Here is a 17,774-nt window from a genome sequence, read left to right on the forward strand (position 1 = left end):
CCCACACCCTCGTCGGCTTCCCGACCGACATCGAGTGCCTGATCGGCACGGCGCCGGCCGTGGGACGCTGGGCGCGGAAGGGAAGCTCACCGGAGACGCCCGTCACCCCGCACGCTCGCCACGAACGCCTGCCACTCCTCCCCCGCGAAGGCCAGCGCGGGGCCGTGCGGGTCCTTGGAATCGCGGACCGCCATGCCTCCCGTGCCCATGCGGCCCGTCTCCACACAGTCGCTCTGAGCCCCTGAGAACGAGGACTTGCGCCACTCGATCCGATCCTCAGCGGCAGTCAGGGGAAGATTGCTCGTCATGATCTAGACCATTCCTTTTTGCGATGCGCTCGATCAGCGCGACTGATTCGGTGCGTGACAACGATTCCGCGAGAGCACGGCGGAACAGCGTGGCGTACTTGAGCACCTCGTCCGGCTCTTCGATGTAGAGCGTGCTGAGCAGGCTGTCCACATACGCGACATCCGTCTCGGTCGTCTCCGGGAAGCTCAGCACGACGACCGGGCCGAACAGGGCAGCGTGGATCTCCGAGGCTTCTGGCAGGACCTGGATGCTGATGTTCGGCTGTCCGGAGGCGACCACGAGAGAACCGAGCTGATCACGCATCACCGACGGCCCGCCGATCTGATGCTTGAGCACGGACTCCGAGAGCACCACCCACAGGCGCAACGGCACCTCACGGGTGAGTACCGAACGGCGCTCCTGACGAACCTTGGTCAGGGTTTCGACCTGCTCCGGGGTCGCATCCTCTATCTGCGCACGGACCACGGCACGGGTGTAGTCCTCGGTCTGCAAGAGACCGGGTACGAGGAGGGTCTGAATGCTGTAGGCATCCGAGGCGTCGGCTTCCAGCGCGATGTAGTCGGCGTAGAGCGGAGACAGCGTCTCCGAGTAGCGGTCCCACCAGCCACGCAGCCGCCCCTCGCGTGACAGCGCCTCCAAGCCACCCCGCACACTTGGATCATGGACTCCGTACAGATCGAGCAGAAGCCGTAGATCGACGATCCTGATCCCGGACTGCGCCGCCTCGATCCGGCTGATCTTGCTTTCGGCGCAAGCGAGTTGCTGTGCGGCCTGAGCGAGAGTCAACCGCTTGGCAGTTCGAAGCTCCTTGAGCGTTCGGGCGAGCCGCCGCTGACGGACAGTCGGATTCCTGTTCACGGGCACGATGGACCTCCCCTCGGGTGTGGCTCGTAAGTCTGCCCTCCCGCGACCAGGACAACAATCTTTAACAGGTTCCCAAAGTAGGGACTTGCACCATAGTGACTTCCAAGAGGATGCTACTCGGAGTGGATAACACCACGACAGACCGTGATCATGACGGTTCGTCACCGGGCATCCCCGTGCCCGCGTCCGGCCGTCCCCGGGGCGCCTTTCGCTCGCGCCCGCTTCATTCAACAGCCGTGCCGCACAGGGAGTTTCGCCATGCCGGAAACGCTCGACCACCTCCCCCTCGCCCGCACCATGGAGCCGACCTGGCTCGCGAAGTCCGACCACTCCCCGGCCGTAGCCAGACGGCTGCTGCACAGCTTCCTGTCAGGCGTGCGCGGCGGCGAACGCTTCAGCGACAAGGGGCAGCTGCTGGTCAGCGAGCTGGTCACCAACGCAGTCGTCCACGCGACGAGGAGCGACCAGCGGATCCGACTGCGCCTGGAGGTGGACCAGGAGCAGCTGTGGATCACCGTGGAGGACGCCTCCGACCAGGTACCGCAACCACGCAAGAGCACCGACGGCGAGTCGGGCCGAGGCCTGCTCCTGGTAGAGGCACTCGCCGACGCCTGGGGCTGGGGTCCGCGCGAGGGCGTCGGCAAACAGGTCTGGTGCGTCTGCTCCCCCGACCCGGCGGCGGGACAGCCCTGCCGCCGGCGGTGATCACCCTGGCACCGCCGGATGCGCCCAGATGGGGCACAGGCACATCGTTTGCGCAGACCTCCTCGTTTGCCCGGATATGGGCGCATTAACGAATCTGCACGACGAACGTCCGGACACGGGCGAGGATGGCACCCCCATCACATTGGCCGAGCGCTGTCATGCCGCGGGCGGCCTGTTCAGGACCACCCTCGGAGAGTTGCGCGAGGAACTCGGCTACGGACGGCTCGGCAGGCATGTCCTGGCGGAGGCGGCGGAGAGCCTGACCCTGGAGGGGCTCGGCTGGTTCCCCTCCTGGCGCCTGTCGCCGAGGAACGACAAGCCGCACAAGGACCAGGAACTCTGGGTGTTCGCGCGGGACGGCGGCCTCCGCTGTCAAATCATCTGCGCCATCCAGGAACCTGATGACTGCGATGTTCCCGCAGTCCTGAACGGGCTGCTCACCGGTCGGCCGCAGGATCTCTCCCCGGAGGACAAGCTCGACCTGATTCGCGAGATCCTCGGCCTCTGACCTCCCCGGATGCTCCTCCCAGCCGCACGGCCATGCGCACGGATCCGACTTCTGACGCATCTTCAGATCAGCTATGAACCCGTTTGGATTTTTAACACACCATCAAACTCATGAGGCCTTTAGTGTACGTACGAGTGAGCGATGGAACGTCACTGCCCCGGCAGGCAAAGGCCGAGCGATCTCCCGTCCGGTGAGTCCGCGAACAGGCTCGACGCGCCGACTGGCACCTGCGGCTTGACCAGAGCTCACCACGTCAGCTCGGAGCCTCCCCACCTGGGAGTCCGAGTTCAACGGCGGCAAGAAAGGTCTTGCTCATATGACAGTGGATGTCATCGTGTCCGCCCCCAGCCGAAGGCGTAGACGCACCCGGCTCAAGGAGGCCCTGGTTCTGCTTCCCGGCCTGGCGCTGCTGGCAACGGGCGTGCTTCAACCCGGCATCGCGCACGCCGCGGACGCACCCGTGGAGCTGGGGACCGACACCAGCTACGCGGTTCTGGGCGGTTCAACGGTCACCAACACGGGGCCCAGTGTGATCAACGGCGACCTGGGCCTCAGCCCGGGCTCCTCGGTCACGGGCTTTCCGCCGGGCATCGTCAACGGCGCGCAGCACGTCGCTGACGCGCCCGCCCTGCAGGCACAGTCGGACCTGGTCATCGCGTACAACGACGCGGCCGGCCGAGCACCCACGGCCAACGTCGCGGGTGACCTGGTCGGGCTGACACTGACGCCCGGCGTCTACAAGTCCACCGGGCCGCTGGGACTGACCGGGACGGTGACGCTCGACGCCCAGGGCGATCCCAGTGCGGTGTTCATCTTCCAGATCGCCTCGACCCTGATCACCGGCTCGGCGAGCAACGTCAGTCTCGTCAACGGGGCGCAGGCCTGCAACGTGTTCTGGCAGGTGGGGAGCTCCGCCACGATCGGGACCAATTCCTTCTTCAAGGGCAACATCCTGGCCCTGACATCCATCGCGGCACAGACCGGCACCGTGATCGAGGGCCGGGCCCTGGCGCGCAACGGCGCGGTCACGCTGGACACCAACACCATCACGAGAGCGGCCTGCACCGTCGGCCCGCCTGGACCGGCCGGACCCAGCGGCCCCGCCGGACCCTCCGGACCGGCCGGACCCAGCGGGCCCGCCGGCCCGACCGGCTCACCCGGCCCGACCGGTGCTCCCGGTGCCAACGGTTCTCCCGGTGCTCCCGGTGCTCCCGGTGCCCCCGGCGCCAACGGTTCTCCCGGCGCTCCTGGCGCGCCCGGCCCCAACGGTGCGCCTGGCGCGCCCGGCTCGCCGGGAGCTCCCGGTGCGCCCGGTCCTAACGGTGCGCCCGGTCCTAACGGTGCGCCCGGCTCCCCCGGCACGAACGGTGCGCCTGGAGCTCCCGGTGCTCCCGGTGCTCCCGGTGCTCCCGGTGCCAACGGTTCTCCCGGCGCTCCTGGCGCGCCCGGCCCGAACGGCGCTCCAGGTGCCCCCGGCGCCAACGGATCCCCCGGCCCCAACGGTGCCCCAGGTGCCAACGGATCCCCCGGCCCCAACGGTGCCCCAGGTGCCAACGGATCCCCCGGCGCTCCTGGCCCCAACGGCGCTCCAGGCGCCCCCGGTGCTCCCGGCGCCAACGGATCCCCCGGCCCCAACGGCCTGCCGGGCGCCAACGGATCCCCCGGCGCTCCTGGTGCTCCCGGCCCCAACGGAGCCCCCGGCGCCCCCGGTGCTCCAGGTGCCCCCGGTCCGGCCGGACCCGCCGGACCCGCCGGACCTGCTGGCCCCGCCGGACCTCCCGAGACTCCGGGGAATCACGGCGATCACGGCGATCACGGCGATCACGGCGATCACGGCGATCACGGCCAAGTAGGCCCTGGACAGGGTGATCACGAGAAGGGCTCCGGCGGTCACGATCAGGGCAACCACGCGACGGTCCCCAGCGGTCACGACCAGGGTGGCAACGGGCAGCACCCGAAGAAGCCGGGCGCGCTCGCTGCAACCGGTGCAGGCATGGCCGCCGACATTGCAGCCGGCTCGCTGACCATGCTGGCTCTGGGATGCCTGGCCCTCGTCCTCGTGAGGAGAAGCCAAGGGCGGAGAGCCGGTCGACGGCATTGACCCATCGGGGTGGACCATCGGACAGGTTCCGACCGGCGGTCCGCCCCCACCCACCGCCGGCGGACTGGCGCGTCGGCCGGCGGGCTCTTCTCCGCGGGCCCGCGGTGCCCGGTCCGTCCTGATCGGCACGTGCTCCCCCGAACTGGCCAGCCGGTCTCAGGACTTGGCGGATCTGCTCTCCCCCTGCCCCACGCCGAGAGAGCCCGCCCTCAGCCGGCGAAGCCCGGGACCACCAGGCCGGACTCGTAGGCGATCACCACGGCGTGGGTGCGGTTCTGGGCGCCGAGCTTGGTCAGGACGTTGCCGACGTGCGTCTTGACCGTCTCCAGGCTCACCGTGAGCGAGTCGGCGATCTCCGGATTGGACCGGCCGGTGGCCATCAGGCGCAGCACCTCCTCCTCACGGCCGGTCAGTGCCGCGTTCGGCAGGGCGGAGGCGGAGCCGAGGGGGCGGGCGGCGACCATGCGGCGCAGGGCGGCGGGGAAGAGGATCGCCTCGCCCGCGGCGACCACCCGGACCGCCTCCGCGATCTCCCGGACCGGGCGCCGCTTGAGCACGAAGCCGCTGGCACCGGCGCTGAGCGCAGCGGTGACGTAGCCGTCGTTCTCGAAGGTGGTGATCACCACGATCTTCGGCGGGTCGGGCAGGTCGTCGGAGGTCAGCAGCTGCCGGGTGGCTTCCAGGCCGTTGAGCCGCGGCATCCGCACGTCCATCAGCACCACGTCCGGCCGCAGCCGCCGCGCCTGCTCGACCGCCTCGACGCCGTCGGCGGCCTCGCCGACCACCGCGATCCCCGGCTGAGCGGCGAGCAGCATGCGCAGACCGCTGCGGGTCACCTCGTCGTCGTCCGCGATCAGGAGGGTGACAGGAGGAAGGGCAGCGCCGGTCATGCCGACAACCGCACGGGCAGCCGGACCGCCAGCCGCCAGTGCGCCGCCCCGTCCGGACCGGCCTCCGGGCCGGCCGCGAACTCCCCGTGCAGCAGCCGCACCCGCTCGGCCAGCCCGGGCAGACCGTGCCCGGAGGTCGGGAACGCCCGCGAGCCGGCACCAGCGGACCCCACCCGGTTGACCACGCCGATCTCCAGCCCGTCCCGCGACGCCGCCACCCGGACCTCGATCGGGCCGCCCGTCCCGTGCCGCAGCGCGTTGGTCAGCCCCTCCTGGACGATCCGGTACGCCGCCCGCGAGAGGGTGCCCTGCACCTGCGTCAACTCGCCCGACAGCTGCGGCTCGACCACCGCGCCCGCGTGCCGCAGCCGGTCGAGCAGTTCGGGCAGGTCGGCCAGGGTCCGGGTCGGCGCGGTGCCCGGCTCCTCCTCGCGCAGCACGCCCAGCACGTAGTCCAGGTCCTCCAGGGCGGCCCGGGTCGACTCCTCGATGCTGCGCAGGGCGGCCCGCGCTGCCGCCGGGTCGGCGGCCAGCACCTCGCCCGCCACGGCGGCCTGGATCGTGGCCGCCGTCAGCGTGTGCCCGATCGAGTCGTGCAACTCGTGGGCCAGCCGGTTGCGTTCGGCCAGCTGCTGTTCCCGCTCGGCGGCCAGTGCGAGCCGCTCGGCCGAGGACGGCCCGAGCAGCGGTGCTGCCAGCCGGCGCAGCGCGCCCGCAACCACCGCGCAGACCACGGGTACGAGCAGCAGGAAGACGATCCCCACCACCCAGCTCCAGGCGCCTGTCAGCCGGAACGACCCACCGCTCCAGCTCAGCCGAGCCTCACCCGAGAGCCAGTTCCCCGGCAGGCTCACGCCCAGCCCGAGCAGCACCATGCTCGCCAGGCCCCCCGCCCACCCCAGCGCGACGTGCAGCACCAGCCACAGGGGGGTCCGCCAGCGGTCGGCGGCCGACGGCACCGAACCGGCCACCGGCGGACGGCGGACGGTCACCACCTCCGGCAGCGGCACCCGCAACAGCCGACGGGCACCGGCGACCAGCAGCCGCCGGGGGCCGCGGAACAGCCCGATCACGGCGATCAGCAGCGCCCAGACCACCAGGGTCAGCACGGCCCGGACCCCGTACGGACCCGACCGCCAGGCCAGCGCCGGCGCCATCGCCAAGGGCAGCAGCGGCACAGCAGCCAGCGCGCCGGCAGCGGCGAACAGCACGCCCGTGTAGGTGGAGCCGCGCAGCAGCGGCCGGATTCCCCTGATCATGATCGCCAGTATGACGGGGCGGCACACCGGCGCCCTCCCCCGATCGGGGGAGGACCGGCTCCCGCCTTCCCGCGATGCGCACCAGCGCCCCAGGACGCCAAGATCGTCTCCAGGTCAGGTGACGAGAGGACAGCCGATGTACACGCAGGAGATCGACATGCCGACGGTGGTACCGAGCCCGGTCCGTGCGAGCGAACGGAACGGTCCGGCCGTGGCCGCCCTGGTGGTGGGCATCGTCAGCATGATCAGCTCGATCGTCTTCGTCGGCGGCGTGTTCGGGCTCGTCGGCCTGGTCCTGGGCACCGTCGCCCTGGCCAGGGCCCGGCGCAGCGGCGTCGGCCGGGGCCTGGCCGTCACCGGTCTGGTGACCTCGTTCCTCGCGATCCTGGTGTCCGTGCTGCTCGCGTTCTTCGCGGTCTGGTACGCCGACAGGACGCAGAAGTGCTACCAGCCCGACAGCTTCCGGCAGTACACCCAGTGCGTGCACCAGCAGCTCTCCGGTCACTGACCGGCAGCCCGGGGGGGCTTGGCCGGGGCCGGACCGCTGTGCGGTAGGGTCCGCTCCGAGTACAAACGGGGGGCTTTTGTGGGTATTGCGGACGAATGGCTCTCGCCTGGGCTGCCGGAGCTGACGAAGGCTCAGCGCGGGCAGCTGGCCCAGGTCGGGTTCGACCTGAAGCGCCTCTACGGGCTGAGCCGCAGCACGTACGGCGTCTCGCAGGTGCGCAGCGTGCTGCGCTGCTTCACCGACGCGTGCCCGGGCGAGCGGCCCACCGTCGCGGACGTGGCCCGGGTCGGCGAGGTGTGGCGGCTGGCGAGCGACAAGCCCGCGACGATCCTGCGCAGGGAGCTGACCCGGCACGGACTCGACCACCTGGACGCCCGGACCGAGGCCAAGGCCAAGGCCGAGGAGCAGCAGTACCGGCCGCGCACCCCGGTGCGGGCCGCGGTGGGCTGGGCGGTGGTGCTGCTGCTGGTCGTCCTGCAGGCGGTGCTGGGCATCCTGGACCTGGGCATCGGGATGGTGATCGGCGGCCTCGCACTGGTCGTCGGCTGGTTCCTGGCGGTGCGCCGGCTGGTCTACGGCCGGCGCAGCGCGCCGCGCGCGGTGAAGGTGACCTACGTGCTGGGCGCGCTCGCGCTCTGCTACGCGACCGCCTCCACCGGGGCCGTGGCGGTGATGGTGCTCGGCTCCCACGGGGTCGCGCACATCGCCTACGAGGAGACCGACACCGGCAGCCACAACACCTCGTACAAGCAGTGCTACGTGGAGCTGCCCGACAACTACACCGAGGCGCTGCGCACCACCGGCTCCTGCCCGGCGCCCGACGGCGCCCCGGTCGGCGTCTACTACAGGCCTGGCGGCGACTCCCCGCTGCGGCCGGTGCTGGCGGACTCGGCCTCGCTGGAGCAGGCCGGCCTGGTGTGGGGCCTGCCCGCGGCGCTGGGCCTCGGCCTGCTCGGCTGTGCGGCGGTGGCGAGCACCCGCGGCGTGGAGCGCCGCCCGCGCGACTGAGCGGGGAAGCAACCGTTCCCCGCCCCGCCCCCGATCCGCTGTCACTCCGTGCGCAGCGCCGTCACCGTCCGGGTCCGGGCCGCCCAGCCCGCCGGGAGGAGCGCGCCGAGGACCGCGATCAGCAGGCCGCCCAGGCCGAGCAGCGCGAGCTGCCCGTCCGAGTAGACGTCGATCAGCGCGGGCGGGAAGTCGAGACCGGCGCTGCGCCCCATCGCGGGCATCGTCACCGCGTGCAGGGCCAGGCCCAGCGGCAGACCGACGGCGCCGCCGACCAGGCCGACCAGGGTGACCGAGGCGAGGACCATGGCGACGGTCTGACCGGGGGTCATGCCCAGTGCCTTGGCCACGCCGATCTCGCGGACCCGTTCGCGGGTCTGCAGGACGACGGTGTTGAGCACGCCCAGACCCGCGACGGCGACCAGCATCAGCGTGAGCAGGCCGGTCAGCGCGTCCATCGCGACGATGGTGCCGCTCTCGCTGCGGCCCTGCGCGCTGTCGGCGGTCAGGCCCAGCGGGGTCAGCGCGGTGTTCAGGGCGGTGGCGTAACCGACCGCGCCGGTACCGGGCTTCAGCTTGATCGAGTAGCTCATCGGCTGGGGCCGGGGCTCGGCGGGGGCCAGGGTGGCGGCGTCGGTGAGGACCTCGTTGGTCTGGGTGTGCGGGTCGAAGACCTCGCCGACGATCCGTACCGGGATCGCCCTGCCGTGGTCCTCCAGCGTGACGGTGTCGCCGAGCCGGCCGGCGGTGGCGGTCAGGAAGGTGGACGGCACCACGGCCTCGCCGGGAGCGGTGAACCAGCGTCCGGCGACCATCCGGTACCCGGCCCAGGAGGCGTCGCCGCTGAAGGTGAAGACGCTGGTGGTGCCGGCCACCCCGGCCACCGTCACGTCGGTCTCGGCGGTGCCGTAGTACTTCAGCGTGCCGGGCTGGGCGTTGACGGCGGCTCGGACGGCGGCGGCCACCGCGGCGGGGTCCGCCGCGGGGTGCGCCCCGGCGGCGCCCGGCGTGGAGACCCCAGCAGCCCCTCCAGCCCCAGCAGTTCCAGTGGACCCCGCAGCCCCCGCACCCCCCGGCGGCGGCGGCCGGTAAGCGTCGACGGTGACGTCGGCGTTGTCGTGGTTCTTCGCCGCCTGCACCCAGCTCAGCGAGGCGCCGGTGCCCACCGCGAAGGTGGCGGCGGCGGTGCCGAAGACGATCGCCGCGACCATCCCGGCGGTGCGGGCGGGCCGGGCGAAGGGCTGGGCCAGGCCGAGGCCGACCGGCCGCGGCAGCGGGAGCCGGGCCGCCACGCGGGCGGCCCGGGCGGCGGCCCGGCCCTCCGTGCGACGGCCTGCCCGCGCGGTGCGCCCGACGGCGAGCGCGTCCACGGTGCGCAGCCGGCCGGCCCGCAGGGCGGCGGCCCAGGCGGTGAGGGTGACCAGGCCGAGCGCACCGGCGATCACCGCGAGGTCGACCCAGGGGGCGACGCCCGCGCTGGTGCCGCCGTAGGCGTCGGCGGTGGCGGAGAGCACCGGCACGGCCGCCAGGTTGCCCGCGACCACGCCGACCGCGGTGCCGATCGCGGCCGGGACCAGCGCCTGGGCCATGTAGGCGCGCACCACTTCGGCAGGGGTGAAGCCCAGCGCCTTGAGGATGCCGATCCGCCGGGTGCCGCTGCCGACCGCGCCGGACACCACGATGCCCACGATGAGCACCGACATCAGCACGCCGAGCAGACCGAAGGCGATCAGGAACGGCACGAAGAGCGCGGTGTTGCGGCTGCTGCCCTGCGCCGTGTTGAGCCAGGACTGCACCCCGGTCAGCGCACCGGCGGGCGTCGCCGCGGTCACCGCGGCGCGGTCGGCGGCGATCTGAGCGGTGCTGCCGGCCGCGGCGAAGCGGTAGAGCATCTGGTAGCCGCCGGGCGCGGCGGGGGTGGTGAGCGCGGGGAGCTGGGCCGGAGCCACCCAGGCGTCGGCGCTCTGGCTCACCGAGCGGGCGACGCCGACCACCGTCAGCCGCGGATCGCCGGGCAGCGCGGGGAAGTCCAGGGTGGTGCCCAGGTCGCGGATCGGGCTCGCGTAGTCGTCGGCGAGCACGATCTGGCCGGGGGCCGAGGCCCAGCTGCCGCGCAGCAGCGTCACGTCGTCCACGGGGCCGCCGGGGTCGGGCCGGCCGACCACCGCCATCGGCGACAGGCTCATGCCCGCGGGCAGCTGGAGCTCCGGGCCGCCGTGCGGATCGAGGGTCGCGGTCGCGAACGGCCCGGCGGCGGCGGTGACACCCGCGGCGTGCGCGGAGGCGGCGAGTCCCCCGCCGCCGGAGCCCGCGCGCCCCGCGTCGAACTGCGCGACCAGGTGCGCGCCGTGCTGGCCCGCGAAGGCCCGGTCGAACGGGCCGTCGGAGGCGACCAGCAGCGATCCGCCGAGCACCGAGACGGTCACCGCCATCATGGTCGCCAGCCCCGTCACCGCGCTCTGGACCCGGCGCCGCCGCACCCCGGAGCGCACCACCCTGCCGAGGCCGCTCATCGGGCCACCGCCCCGGTGGCGTCGCCGGCGCCCCGACCGTCGGCCGTGGTCACGTCGCCCGCGACCCGGCCGTCGGCGAGCGTGACGGTGCGGGTCGCGCAGGCCTGCGCCAGGGTCAGGTCATGGGTGACCGTGACGATCGTCTGGCCGTCCGCGTGCAACTCGTTGAGCAGCGCCTTGACCTCCTCGCCGGCGGCGGAGTCCAGCGCGCCGGTCGGCTCGTCGGCCAGCAGCAGCGCCGGCCGGTTCATCAACGCCCTCGCCACGGCGACCCGTTGGCGCTCGCCGCCGGACAGCCGGGCCGGCCGGGCCGCGGCGTGCCGGGCGATGCCGAGCGCGTCGAGCAGTTCGGCCGCCCGCCGCCGCGCCTCGCCCCGCGCCAGGCCGGCCAACTCGGCCGGCAGCACCACGTTGTCGGCGACCGTCAGATCGTCCAGCAGGTTGAAGAACTGGAAGACCATGCCGATCCTGGCCCGCCGGTAGCGCGCCGAGGCGGCCTCGCCCAGCTGGTCCACCCGCACGCCGTCCACCGTGACGGTGCCCGAACTGGGCCGGTCGAGACCGGCGATCAGGTTGAGCAGCGTGGACTTGCCGCTGCCGGAGGGTCCGAGGATCGCCACCGACTCCCCGGCCCGCACGGTCAGCGACACCTCGTCCAGCGCCGCGCGCCCCTGGTCGTAACAGCGACTGACACCGCTCAGTTCGATCACCGGTGTGGTGGTCATCGTCGTCTCCCTCGACACGTCCGTCCGCCGGCCTGGCGGCCACCACGAAGGTAGGAGCGGGGACGGCTGCGGCACGTCGCCCGGCCGGGGCATCTGCGCTACCGCGCCAGGCGCATGCGGCGCGGTGTCATCCTTGCGATGTAGTCGAGCGGTGCAGCGGGAAACCACACCCGGGCGGATGTACCGGGACGGCGCTCTCCCCCACAATGCTCAGGTGACGGATGATCATCTGACGAGCCCACCGGCGGCCGCACGACTGCGCGAACTGCGCGAGCTGGCCGAGCGGACCCTGGGGCCCGTCCGGCGGATCCTGCCGGGCCCGGGCGCCGCACCACCGCCCGCGCCCACCCGGCGCGCCCGGGTCTTCGACGCCGTGCTCGCGCTGGCCCTCGCCCTGGCCGGTGTCCACTACCTGATGAACCCGATGAGCAGCGGCCTCTCCGCCTGGAGCGGCTCGGCCCTGCTGGTGCCGCTCGCCGCCGTGCCGCTGGCGCTGCGCCGCCGCTACCCGCTGGCGGTGCTCTGGGCGGTGCTGGTGCTGACGCCGCCGATCCGGCACGACTCGGGCGACATCGCCTACTGCGCGGGGGTCCTCTGCATCGTCGCCGCCTACAGCGCCGCGGCCCACGGCCCGCACCGCACGGCCACGCTGGCCAGCCTGCCGGTCGCCGCCGGGGTGCTGGTGTACCTGTTCGACGGCGCCCAACTGCCGCAGTTCCCCCACGCGGTGATCGCGCTGCTGGTGCTGGTGCCGGTCTTCGCGGTGGCCTACGAGATCCGGATGTGGCGGCGCCGGGTCGACGAGGGGCACCGGCGGCTGTCCGCCCTGGAGGCCGAGCAGGTGGCGGCGCTGCAGCGCGCGGTGGAGCACGAACGCGCCCGGATCGCCCGCGAGTTGCACGACGTGGTGACGCACAACGTGAGCGTGATGGTGATCCAGACCGGCGCCGCCCGCAAGATCATGGACACCTCCCCCGAGCGGGCCCGCGAGGCGCTGCTCGCGGTGGAGACCGGGGGACGGGCGGCGATGGCCGAACTGCGCCAGGTGATGGGGCTGCTGACGATGGACAGCGACGGCGCCGCCGATCCGGCCGCGCACGCCGAGCTGGCCCCGCAGCCGGGCCTGGGCCGGCTGGAGGCCCTGGTCACCGGGGTGCGGCAGGCCGGGATGCCGGTCGAGCTGACCGTGCTGGGGCCGCGCCGCGCGGTGCCGCCGGGCGTCGAACTGGCCGCCTACCGCGTGGTGCAGGAGGCGCTGACCAACACGGTCAAGCACGCGAGCGGCGCCGCCGCCGAGGTCGTCGTCGAGTACGGCGCGGACCGGCTGCGGGTGGAGGTCTGCGACACCGGCGGACGCCCGGGCCCGTCCGCGGCCGGCGGCAACGGACGCGGACTGCTCGGCCTGCGCGAACGCCTCGCCGTCTACGGCGGTACCCTCACCAGCGGTCCCCGGGTCTCCGGCGGCTACCGCGTGCGCGCACTGATACCCCTGGAGGCGTTGTGACCGAGCCGCTGCGCGTGGTCGTCGCGGACGACCAGGCGCTGGTGCGCACCGGGTTCCGGATGATCCTGGAGTCCGAGGGCATCGAGGTGGTGGCCGAGGCGGCCACCGGCGTCGAGGCCGTCGAGGCGGTCCGCCGCACCCGGCCCGACGTGGTCCTGCTGGACATCCGGATGCCGGAGATGGACGGCCTGGAGGCGACGCGGCGGATCGTCGGCGCCGGCGCACCGGGCGGCCCGGACGGTCCCCGAGTGATCATCCTGACCACCTTCGACCTGGACCAGTACGTCTACGCGGCGCTCTCGGCGGGCGCCAGCGGCTTCCTGCTCAAGGACGTCAGCCCCGAGCACCTGGCCGGCGCCGTGCGGATGGTGCGCGGCGGCGACGCGCTGCTCGCCCCCGCCATCACCCGCCGCCTGGTCGAGCGCTTCGCCCGCAAGGACCCGGCGGCCGCGGCGGTCCACCGCGATCTGGCCGCGCTGACCCCGCGCGAGCTGGAGGTGATGGGCCTGCTGGCCCGCGGCCTGAGCAACGCCGAACTCGCCGCCCACCTCACGCTCTCCGAGGCCACCGTGAAGACGCACGTGGCCCGCATCCTGGCCAAGCTCAACCTGCGCGACCGGGCCCAGGCGGTGGTGGTCGCCTACGAGACGGGCCTGGTCAGCGTGGGCGGCGGCGCGGCGGCGGGTTAGGCCGTGTCTCACAATTCCCGCCAGGCGCGCGACGCCGGGCGCCCAACGCCGCGCGCTGATCCGACGCGAATTGTGAGACACGGCCCAGGGCCTGGGAGCGCCCCGGCCGGCCGCCGCACCGACGCTCCGTCAGCCCTTGGGCGCCGCTGCCCCGCCCGTCCCGGTGCCCGCCTGCCGGGTCACGATCGGCCACTCGTGCTGGTAGAGCTGGAACGGCAGGTCCTTCTCCAGCAGCGGGGTGCCGAGGATGGCGATCCGCGCCAGCACGTCCCCGGTGACGTTCAGCCCGCCGTACAGGCCCGCCTTGCCGTCCACGGTCGGCGTCGTCCCGCTGCCGTCCAGGGTGACCCGGCCGTTCACCGTGGCGCGCAGGTACGGCTCGATGGTGGCCTTCACGCCCAGGGCGTCGTAGAGGGCGACCGAGCCGTCGGCGACCAGGCCGGTGCGCACCGCGGCGTTGCCGGTGTAGGTGGCCCGCACCGGGGAGACGGTGGTGCTGCCCGGGTCGGTGACGCCCGTCCAGCCGCCCGCCCTGGTGTAGTCGGCGTGGACGCCCCAGGTGCCGTCCACGCTCTGCTGGGCGTCGACGGTCACGGTGCCGTCCGCGCTGATCTCGGCGTAGACGGTGAGGTTGAGGGTGATCACCACGGGCAGCGCGCCGACCATCACGGTCGGGGTGGCGGCGAGCGTGGCGATCGGGATCTTCACCGGCCCGGTGGCCGCGGTCAGGCCCGCGGTGACGTGCCAGTCGGCGTGCGCGCCGAGGTCGAAGCCGACCTTGGCCTGCTGCAGGCTGAGGACGCCGCCCTGGTAGCTGAAGTCCACGCTCGGGTCGAGTTCGATCGAGCCGGTGAGCGTGGCCTTGGCGCCGCCGGGCAGCGGGACGTTGTCGTTCGCGTCCAGCTTCAGCGCGGCCGAGGCGCCGCCGCTGCCGCCGCCGGAGGTGGCGGTGTAGGACACCTTGAGGTCCTTGACCTGCGGGGTGACCTGGATGTTGTGCGGGTCGAGCGCGGTGCGGATGTCGGCCTGGGCCTGGCCGAGGAGTTCGGAGATGGCCGCCGGGCGGGTGCTCGCCTCGACCTTCCCGCCGGCCACCGGCTTGACGTCGGTGATCGCGAGCAGCGCGCCCTGCGGCGCGGCGGCCGAGGGCGGGCTGTCGATCAGCTGGCCGGGGCGGACGGCGGCGACGGCCGAGGCCGAGGCGGTGGCCGACGGCACGGCCGAGGCGGCCCCCGAGGCAGGCGCCGAGGCCGGGGCGGACGCCGGGGCCGAGGCAGCACTGGCCGAGGCACTGGCCGGCGCCGAGGCGGTGGCCGAGGCGCTCGGGCCGGTGCTGCCCTGCCCGGTACTGCCCTGGGCCGCGTTGTCGGCGGCGGCCAGCACGACCTTGCCGGTCTGCTTGTCGTAGGAGTCCAGCGTGAGGTTGGCCTGGCCGACCGTGGCGGGCCGACCCGACGGAGCGGAGCCGGCCGCGGTCGCCGCCGGGGTGCCGGGCGCACTGGTCCGGGCGGCGGGGGAGGCTCCGGCGGGAGCCTTGGGCGTAGCGGCGGCGGTGGGCGCGGCCGGTGACTGGGCGCCGGCCGGCACCACCAGGGTCACCGGCGCGGTGCCGCCGGGGGCCGGGGTCACCGGCAGGGTGCCGCCGGCCGGGACGGTCGCGGCCAGGGCGGCCGCGGCGGTGGGGTCGGCTGACGGGGCTGCGGGCGTCGTCGGGTCGCAGGCGCTGAGCGAGAGCACGACGGACGCGGCGAGCGCGGACAGCGCGAGGGTGCGCATGGACAAGCGGAGGGTCACCTTCGGCGAGAACGGTCGGGGAGAACGGGAGCGGGGCCCTGACAGCCCGTCACTGACGGCGCCGGGAAGCCGTGCCGTCCCGTGTCAGTGCGGCTCGACTACCGGAGCGGACCGGTGGCCTGCCCCGCGCCGGACCGTCCCGCCGCCGTCGGGACCACCGCCGCGCAAGCCCCTGGCGCCCCCCCCTAAAACTAGAGCCAGTAGTTTTGCCAGTGCGACCGTACACTAATCGGCACTTGGCCCTACAACTCGCGGCCACCACCACTTCTGACGGCCCGACGGGCCGCCGGCGAAGGGACCCGACGATGGGCAGACCCCCGCGCTCGCTGCTGACCCGGGAGGGCATCCTGCGCGCCGCCCTCGCACTGGTCGACGAGGAGGGACCCGGCGCCCTCTCCACCCCGCGGCTCGCGGCCCGGCTGGGCGTCAAAGGCCCCTCGCTCTACAACCACGTCTCCGGACGCGACGAGATCGTCGACGGGATCCGCGAGCTGATCCTCGCCGAGATGGAGCTCGACATGGGCATCCGTCCGTGGACGGCCGCCCTCGACAGCTGGGCCCGCACCTACCGCGCCGCGATCGCCGCGCACCCGCACACCATCCCGCTGCTCACCGGCCGCCCGGTCCGCTCGCTGCCCGCACTGCACAGCTACGCCGAGGCGTTCGAGGTGCTGCGCGAGGCCGGCTGGCCCGAGGAGCACCTGGTGCCGCTCGTGCAGTCCTTCGAGTACTTCCTCAGCGGCTCCGCGCTCGCCCTGGTCGACACCGCCTGCGAGCTCCCGCTGCCCACCGAACAGCTCCCGCCGGGCCTCGAACCGATGCTGCAGGCCCCGCCGAACTACCGCGAACTCGCCTTCGAGGCCGGCCTGTCCGCCCTCATCCGCGGCTACCAGGAGACCCTGGCCGCGCTGCGGCAGCCGCCCCGACCCCGCTGAGCGGGCCACTGCCCCGGGCGGGTATCCGGCGCAGCGCCGTCACCGCCGCGCCCACGCAGCAGCCCGCGGCGAGCGCCATCGCGACCGGCGTCCTCGCCGCCACGTCCGGCGCGACGAAGGCGCCCAGCAGCGCGACGCCGAGCACGCCGCCGGTCTGCCGGGCGGCGTTCAGCGTGCTGGAGGCCATGTTCCGGTGCTCCTCGGGGGCGTGGGCCAGGACCGCCAGCGTCTGGGCGGGCGCCGACAGGCCCAGGCCCAGCGCGAAGAGGACGAAGCCGGCGGCGGTCACCGGGTAGGGCGTGTGCCGCACCCCGAGGGCCAGCACCAGCAGCCCGGCGGCGGACAGGCCCATCCCGGTGGCGAGGGCGGTGCGTGGACCGCGCCGCTCGGTGAACCGTCCGCCGAGCAGGCCCGCGCCGGCGGTGACCGCCAGGGTCAGCGGCAGGAAGGCCAGCCCGGTGCGCAGCGCGGAGTAGTGCCGCAGCTGCTGGAAAGCGAAGGTGTGGACCAGCAGCATGCCGTACAGGGTGAAGTTGTAGACCGCGCCGCCCAGCAGTCCGGCCTGCACGGGCCGGGCGGTCAGGACGGCCGGCGGCAGCAGGACGTCGTGGCCGCGGCGCCCGCGGCGCAGCTGCGCGACGACCAGGCCGAGCAGTGCGAGCAGGCCGCCGGCCAGCACCGGCAGCACGGTCGGCGAGCCCCAGCCGGCCCGCGCGGAGGTGACCAGGCTCCAGACCACCGCGGTCAGCCCGAGCACCGCGAGCAGCTGGCCGGCCGGGTCGAACGCCACCGGCCGCCTCGGCAGCTCCTCGACGTACCGCCGCACCAGCCACCACGTCACCGCCACCACCGGGACGTTGAGGACGAAGATGCTGCGCCAGCCCAGCGTGTCCACCAGCAGGCCGCCGAGCAGCGGCCCGACCACCATGCCGACACCACCGACGCCCACCCAGACCGCCACCGCCCTGGCCCGCTCGGCGGGCCCCGGACAGGCGTGGGCGATCAGGGTGAGCGGCGCGGGCGCGAGCAGCGCGGCACCGGCGCCCTGCAGGGCGCGGGCGGGCACGAGCAGGGCGGCGCCGGGCGCGAGCGCGCAGAGCACCGAGGCCGCGCCGAAGACGCCCAGGCCGATCAGGTAGCCGCGGCGCGGACCGATCCGGTCCCCCAGCCGCCCCGCGGAGAGCAGCAGGGCGGCGAGGACGAGCGTGTAGGCGTCCACCACCCACAGGCCCGCCGCGGCTCCGGCACGCAGCTGCGCCCGGATCGCCGGGACGGCCACGTTCACCACGTTGGCCTCCATCACGATCAGCGCCGTGCCCAGGCAGAGGCCGGCCAGGCCGAGTCCCCGCCTGCGCGCGGCGGAGTCGACGACCCGTCGTGACCTGGTGACGTCCGTACGTGTGGTGACCATGCGCCGAACATACCTACTAGTACGTATGTCGGCAAGGGACCGGGCGGGGCCCGC

Annotated in this window: 16 protein-coding genes; 8 read left to right on the plus strand and 8 right to left on the minus strand. The window is 73.7% G+C overall.

The window, feature by feature from the left end; genetic code table 11:
* Nucleotides 1-86: 86 nt before the first annotated feature.
* Both OG294_RS10970 and OG294_RS10975 read right to left on the minus strand, forming a co-directional pair.
* Complete coding sequence (locus OG294_RS10970) at nucleotides 87-308, minus strand: DUF397 domain-containing protein (RefSeq protein WP_327066286.1); 222 nt, start codon at nucleotides 306-308, stop codon at nucleotides 87-89.
* Entirely contained in the window at nucleotides 277-1,173 is an 897-nt protein-coding gene (locus OG294_RS10975) for a DUF5753 domain-containing protein (protein WP_327066287.1), read from the minus strand. The genes OG294_RS10970 and OG294_RS10975 overlap by 32 nt, the downstream gene beginning before the upstream one ends.
* A 258-nt stretch (nucleotides 1,174-1,431) precedes the next feature.
* Here OG294_RS10975 and OG294_RS10980 point away from each other — a divergent pair, with 258 nt between their 5' ends.
* The 3 genes from OG294_RS10980 (at nucleotide 1,432) to OG294_RS10990 (ending at nucleotide 4,487) form a co-directional block, all read left to right on the plus strand.
* Nucleotides 1,432-1,878 carry an ATP-binding protein gene (locus OG294_RS10980; protein ID WP_327066288.1) on the plus strand — a complete coding sequence of 149 codons (447 nt, stop codon included), beginning with the start codon at nucleotides 1,432-1,434 and terminating at the stop codon, nucleotides 1,876-1,878.
* Between the two features lie 28 nt (nucleotides 1,879-1,906).
* Nucleotides 1,907-2,386: a hypothetical protein gene (locus tag OG294_RS10985; RefSeq protein ID WP_327066289.1), complete on the plus strand. Its 480-nt coding sequence runs from the start codon at nucleotides 1,907-1,909 to the stop codon at nucleotides 2,384-2,386.
* Nucleotides 2,387-2,702: 316 nt separating this feature from the next.
* The gene (locus OG294_RS10990; RefSeq protein ID WP_327066290.1) at nucleotides 2,703-4,487 is read left to right on the plus strand and encodes an ice-binding family protein; all 1,785 of its coding nucleotides are present in this window, start codon (nucleotides 2,703-2,705) and stop codon (nucleotides 4,485-4,487) included.
* 209 nt (nucleotides 4,488-4,696) lie between these two features.
* Here OG294_RS10990 and OG294_RS10995 read toward each other — a convergent pair whose 3' ends face one another.
* Nucleotides 4,697-5,377: a response regulator transcription factor gene (locus tag OG294_RS10995; RefSeq protein ID WP_327066291.1), complete on the minus strand. Its 681-nt coding sequence runs from the start codon at nucleotides 5,375-5,377 to the stop codon at nucleotides 4,697-4,699.
* Nucleotides 5,374-6,636 carry a sensor histidine kinase gene (locus OG294_RS11000; protein ID WP_327066292.1) on the minus strand — a complete coding sequence of 421 codons (1,263 nt, stop codon included), beginning with the start codon at nucleotides 6,634-6,636 and terminating at the stop codon, nucleotides 5,374-5,376. The genes OG294_RS10995 and OG294_RS11000 overlap by 4 nt, the downstream gene beginning before the upstream one ends.
* A gap of 136 nt (nucleotides 6,637-6,772) precedes the next feature.
* On the opposite strand from OG294_RS11000, the gene OG294_RS11005 reads away from it, so the two are divergent.
* A complete protein-coding gene (locus OG294_RS11005; RefSeq protein WP_327066293.1) occupies nucleotides 6,773-7,144 on the plus strand; it encodes a DUF4190 domain-containing protein in 372 nt (123 codons plus the stop codon).
* Between the two features lie 78 nt (nucleotides 7,145-7,222).
* Nucleotides 7,223-8,152 carry a hypothetical protein gene (locus OG294_RS11010; protein WP_327066294.1) on the plus strand — a complete coding sequence of 310 codons (930 nt, stop codon included), beginning with the start codon at nucleotides 7,223-7,225 and terminating at the stop codon, nucleotides 8,150-8,152.
* A gap of 41 nt (nucleotides 8,153-8,193) precedes the next feature.
* Here OG294_RS11010 and OG294_RS11015 read toward each other — a convergent pair whose 3' ends face one another.
* Both OG294_RS11015 and OG294_RS11020 read right to left on the minus strand, forming a co-directional pair.
* The gene (locus OG294_RS11015; RefSeq protein ID WP_327066295.1) at nucleotides 8,194-10,662 is read right to left on the minus strand and encodes an ABC transporter permease; all 2,469 of its coding nucleotides are present in this window, start codon (nucleotides 10,660-10,662) and stop codon (nucleotides 8,194-8,196) included.
* Entirely contained in the window at nucleotides 10,659-11,387 is a 729-nt protein-coding gene (locus OG294_RS11020) for an ABC transporter ATP-binding protein (protein ID WP_327066296.1), read from the minus strand. Before OG294_RS11020 ends, OG294_RS11015 begins: the two co-directional genes overlap by 4 nt.
* A 214-nt stretch (nucleotides 11,388-11,601) precedes the next feature.
* On the opposite strand from OG294_RS11020, the gene OG294_RS11025 reads away from it, so the two are divergent.
* Nucleotides 11,602-12,891 (plus strand): sensor histidine kinase, encoded by a 1,290-nt coding sequence (locus OG294_RS11025; protein ID WP_442789136.1) that lies wholly within the window; start codon nucleotides 11,602-11,604, stop codon nucleotides 12,889-12,891.
* The gene (locus OG294_RS11030; protein ID WP_327066297.1) at nucleotides 12,888-13,580 is read left to right on the plus strand and encodes a response regulator transcription factor; all 693 of its coding nucleotides are present in this window, start codon (nucleotides 12,888-12,890) and stop codon (nucleotides 13,578-13,580) included. The genes OG294_RS11025 and OG294_RS11030 overlap by 4 nt, the downstream gene beginning before the upstream one ends.
* A gap of 129 nt (nucleotides 13,581-13,709) precedes the next feature.
* Here the strand turns inward: OG294_RS11030 and OG294_RS11035 are convergent, their stop codons facing one another.
* Entirely contained in the window at nucleotides 13,710-15,362 is a 1,653-nt protein-coding gene (locus tag OG294_RS11035; RefSeq protein ID WP_327066298.1) for a hypothetical protein, read from the minus strand.
* Between the two features lie 317 nt (nucleotides 15,363-15,679).
* Here OG294_RS11035 and OG294_RS11040 point away from each other — a divergent pair, with 317 nt between their 5' ends.
* Nucleotides 15,680-16,309: a TetR/AcrR family transcriptional regulator gene (locus OG294_RS11040; protein WP_327066299.1), complete on the plus strand. Its 630-nt coding sequence runs from the start codon at nucleotides 15,680-15,682 to the stop codon at nucleotides 16,307-16,309.
* Here the strand turns inward: OG294_RS11040 and OG294_RS11045 are convergent.
* The gene (locus tag OG294_RS11045; RefSeq protein ID WP_327066300.1) at nucleotides 16,251-17,720 is read right to left on the minus strand and encodes an MFS transporter; all 1,470 of its coding nucleotides are present in this window, start codon (nucleotides 17,718-17,720) and stop codon (nucleotides 16,251-16,253) included. The genes OG294_RS11040 and OG294_RS11045 overlap by 59 nt on opposite strands.
* Nucleotides 17,721-17,774 lie beyond the last annotated feature (54 nt).

Source organism: Kitasatospora sp. NBC_01302, from assembly GCF_035976515.1.
GTDB lineage: Bacteria > Actinomycetota > Actinomycetes > Streptomycetales > Streptomycetaceae > Kitasatospora.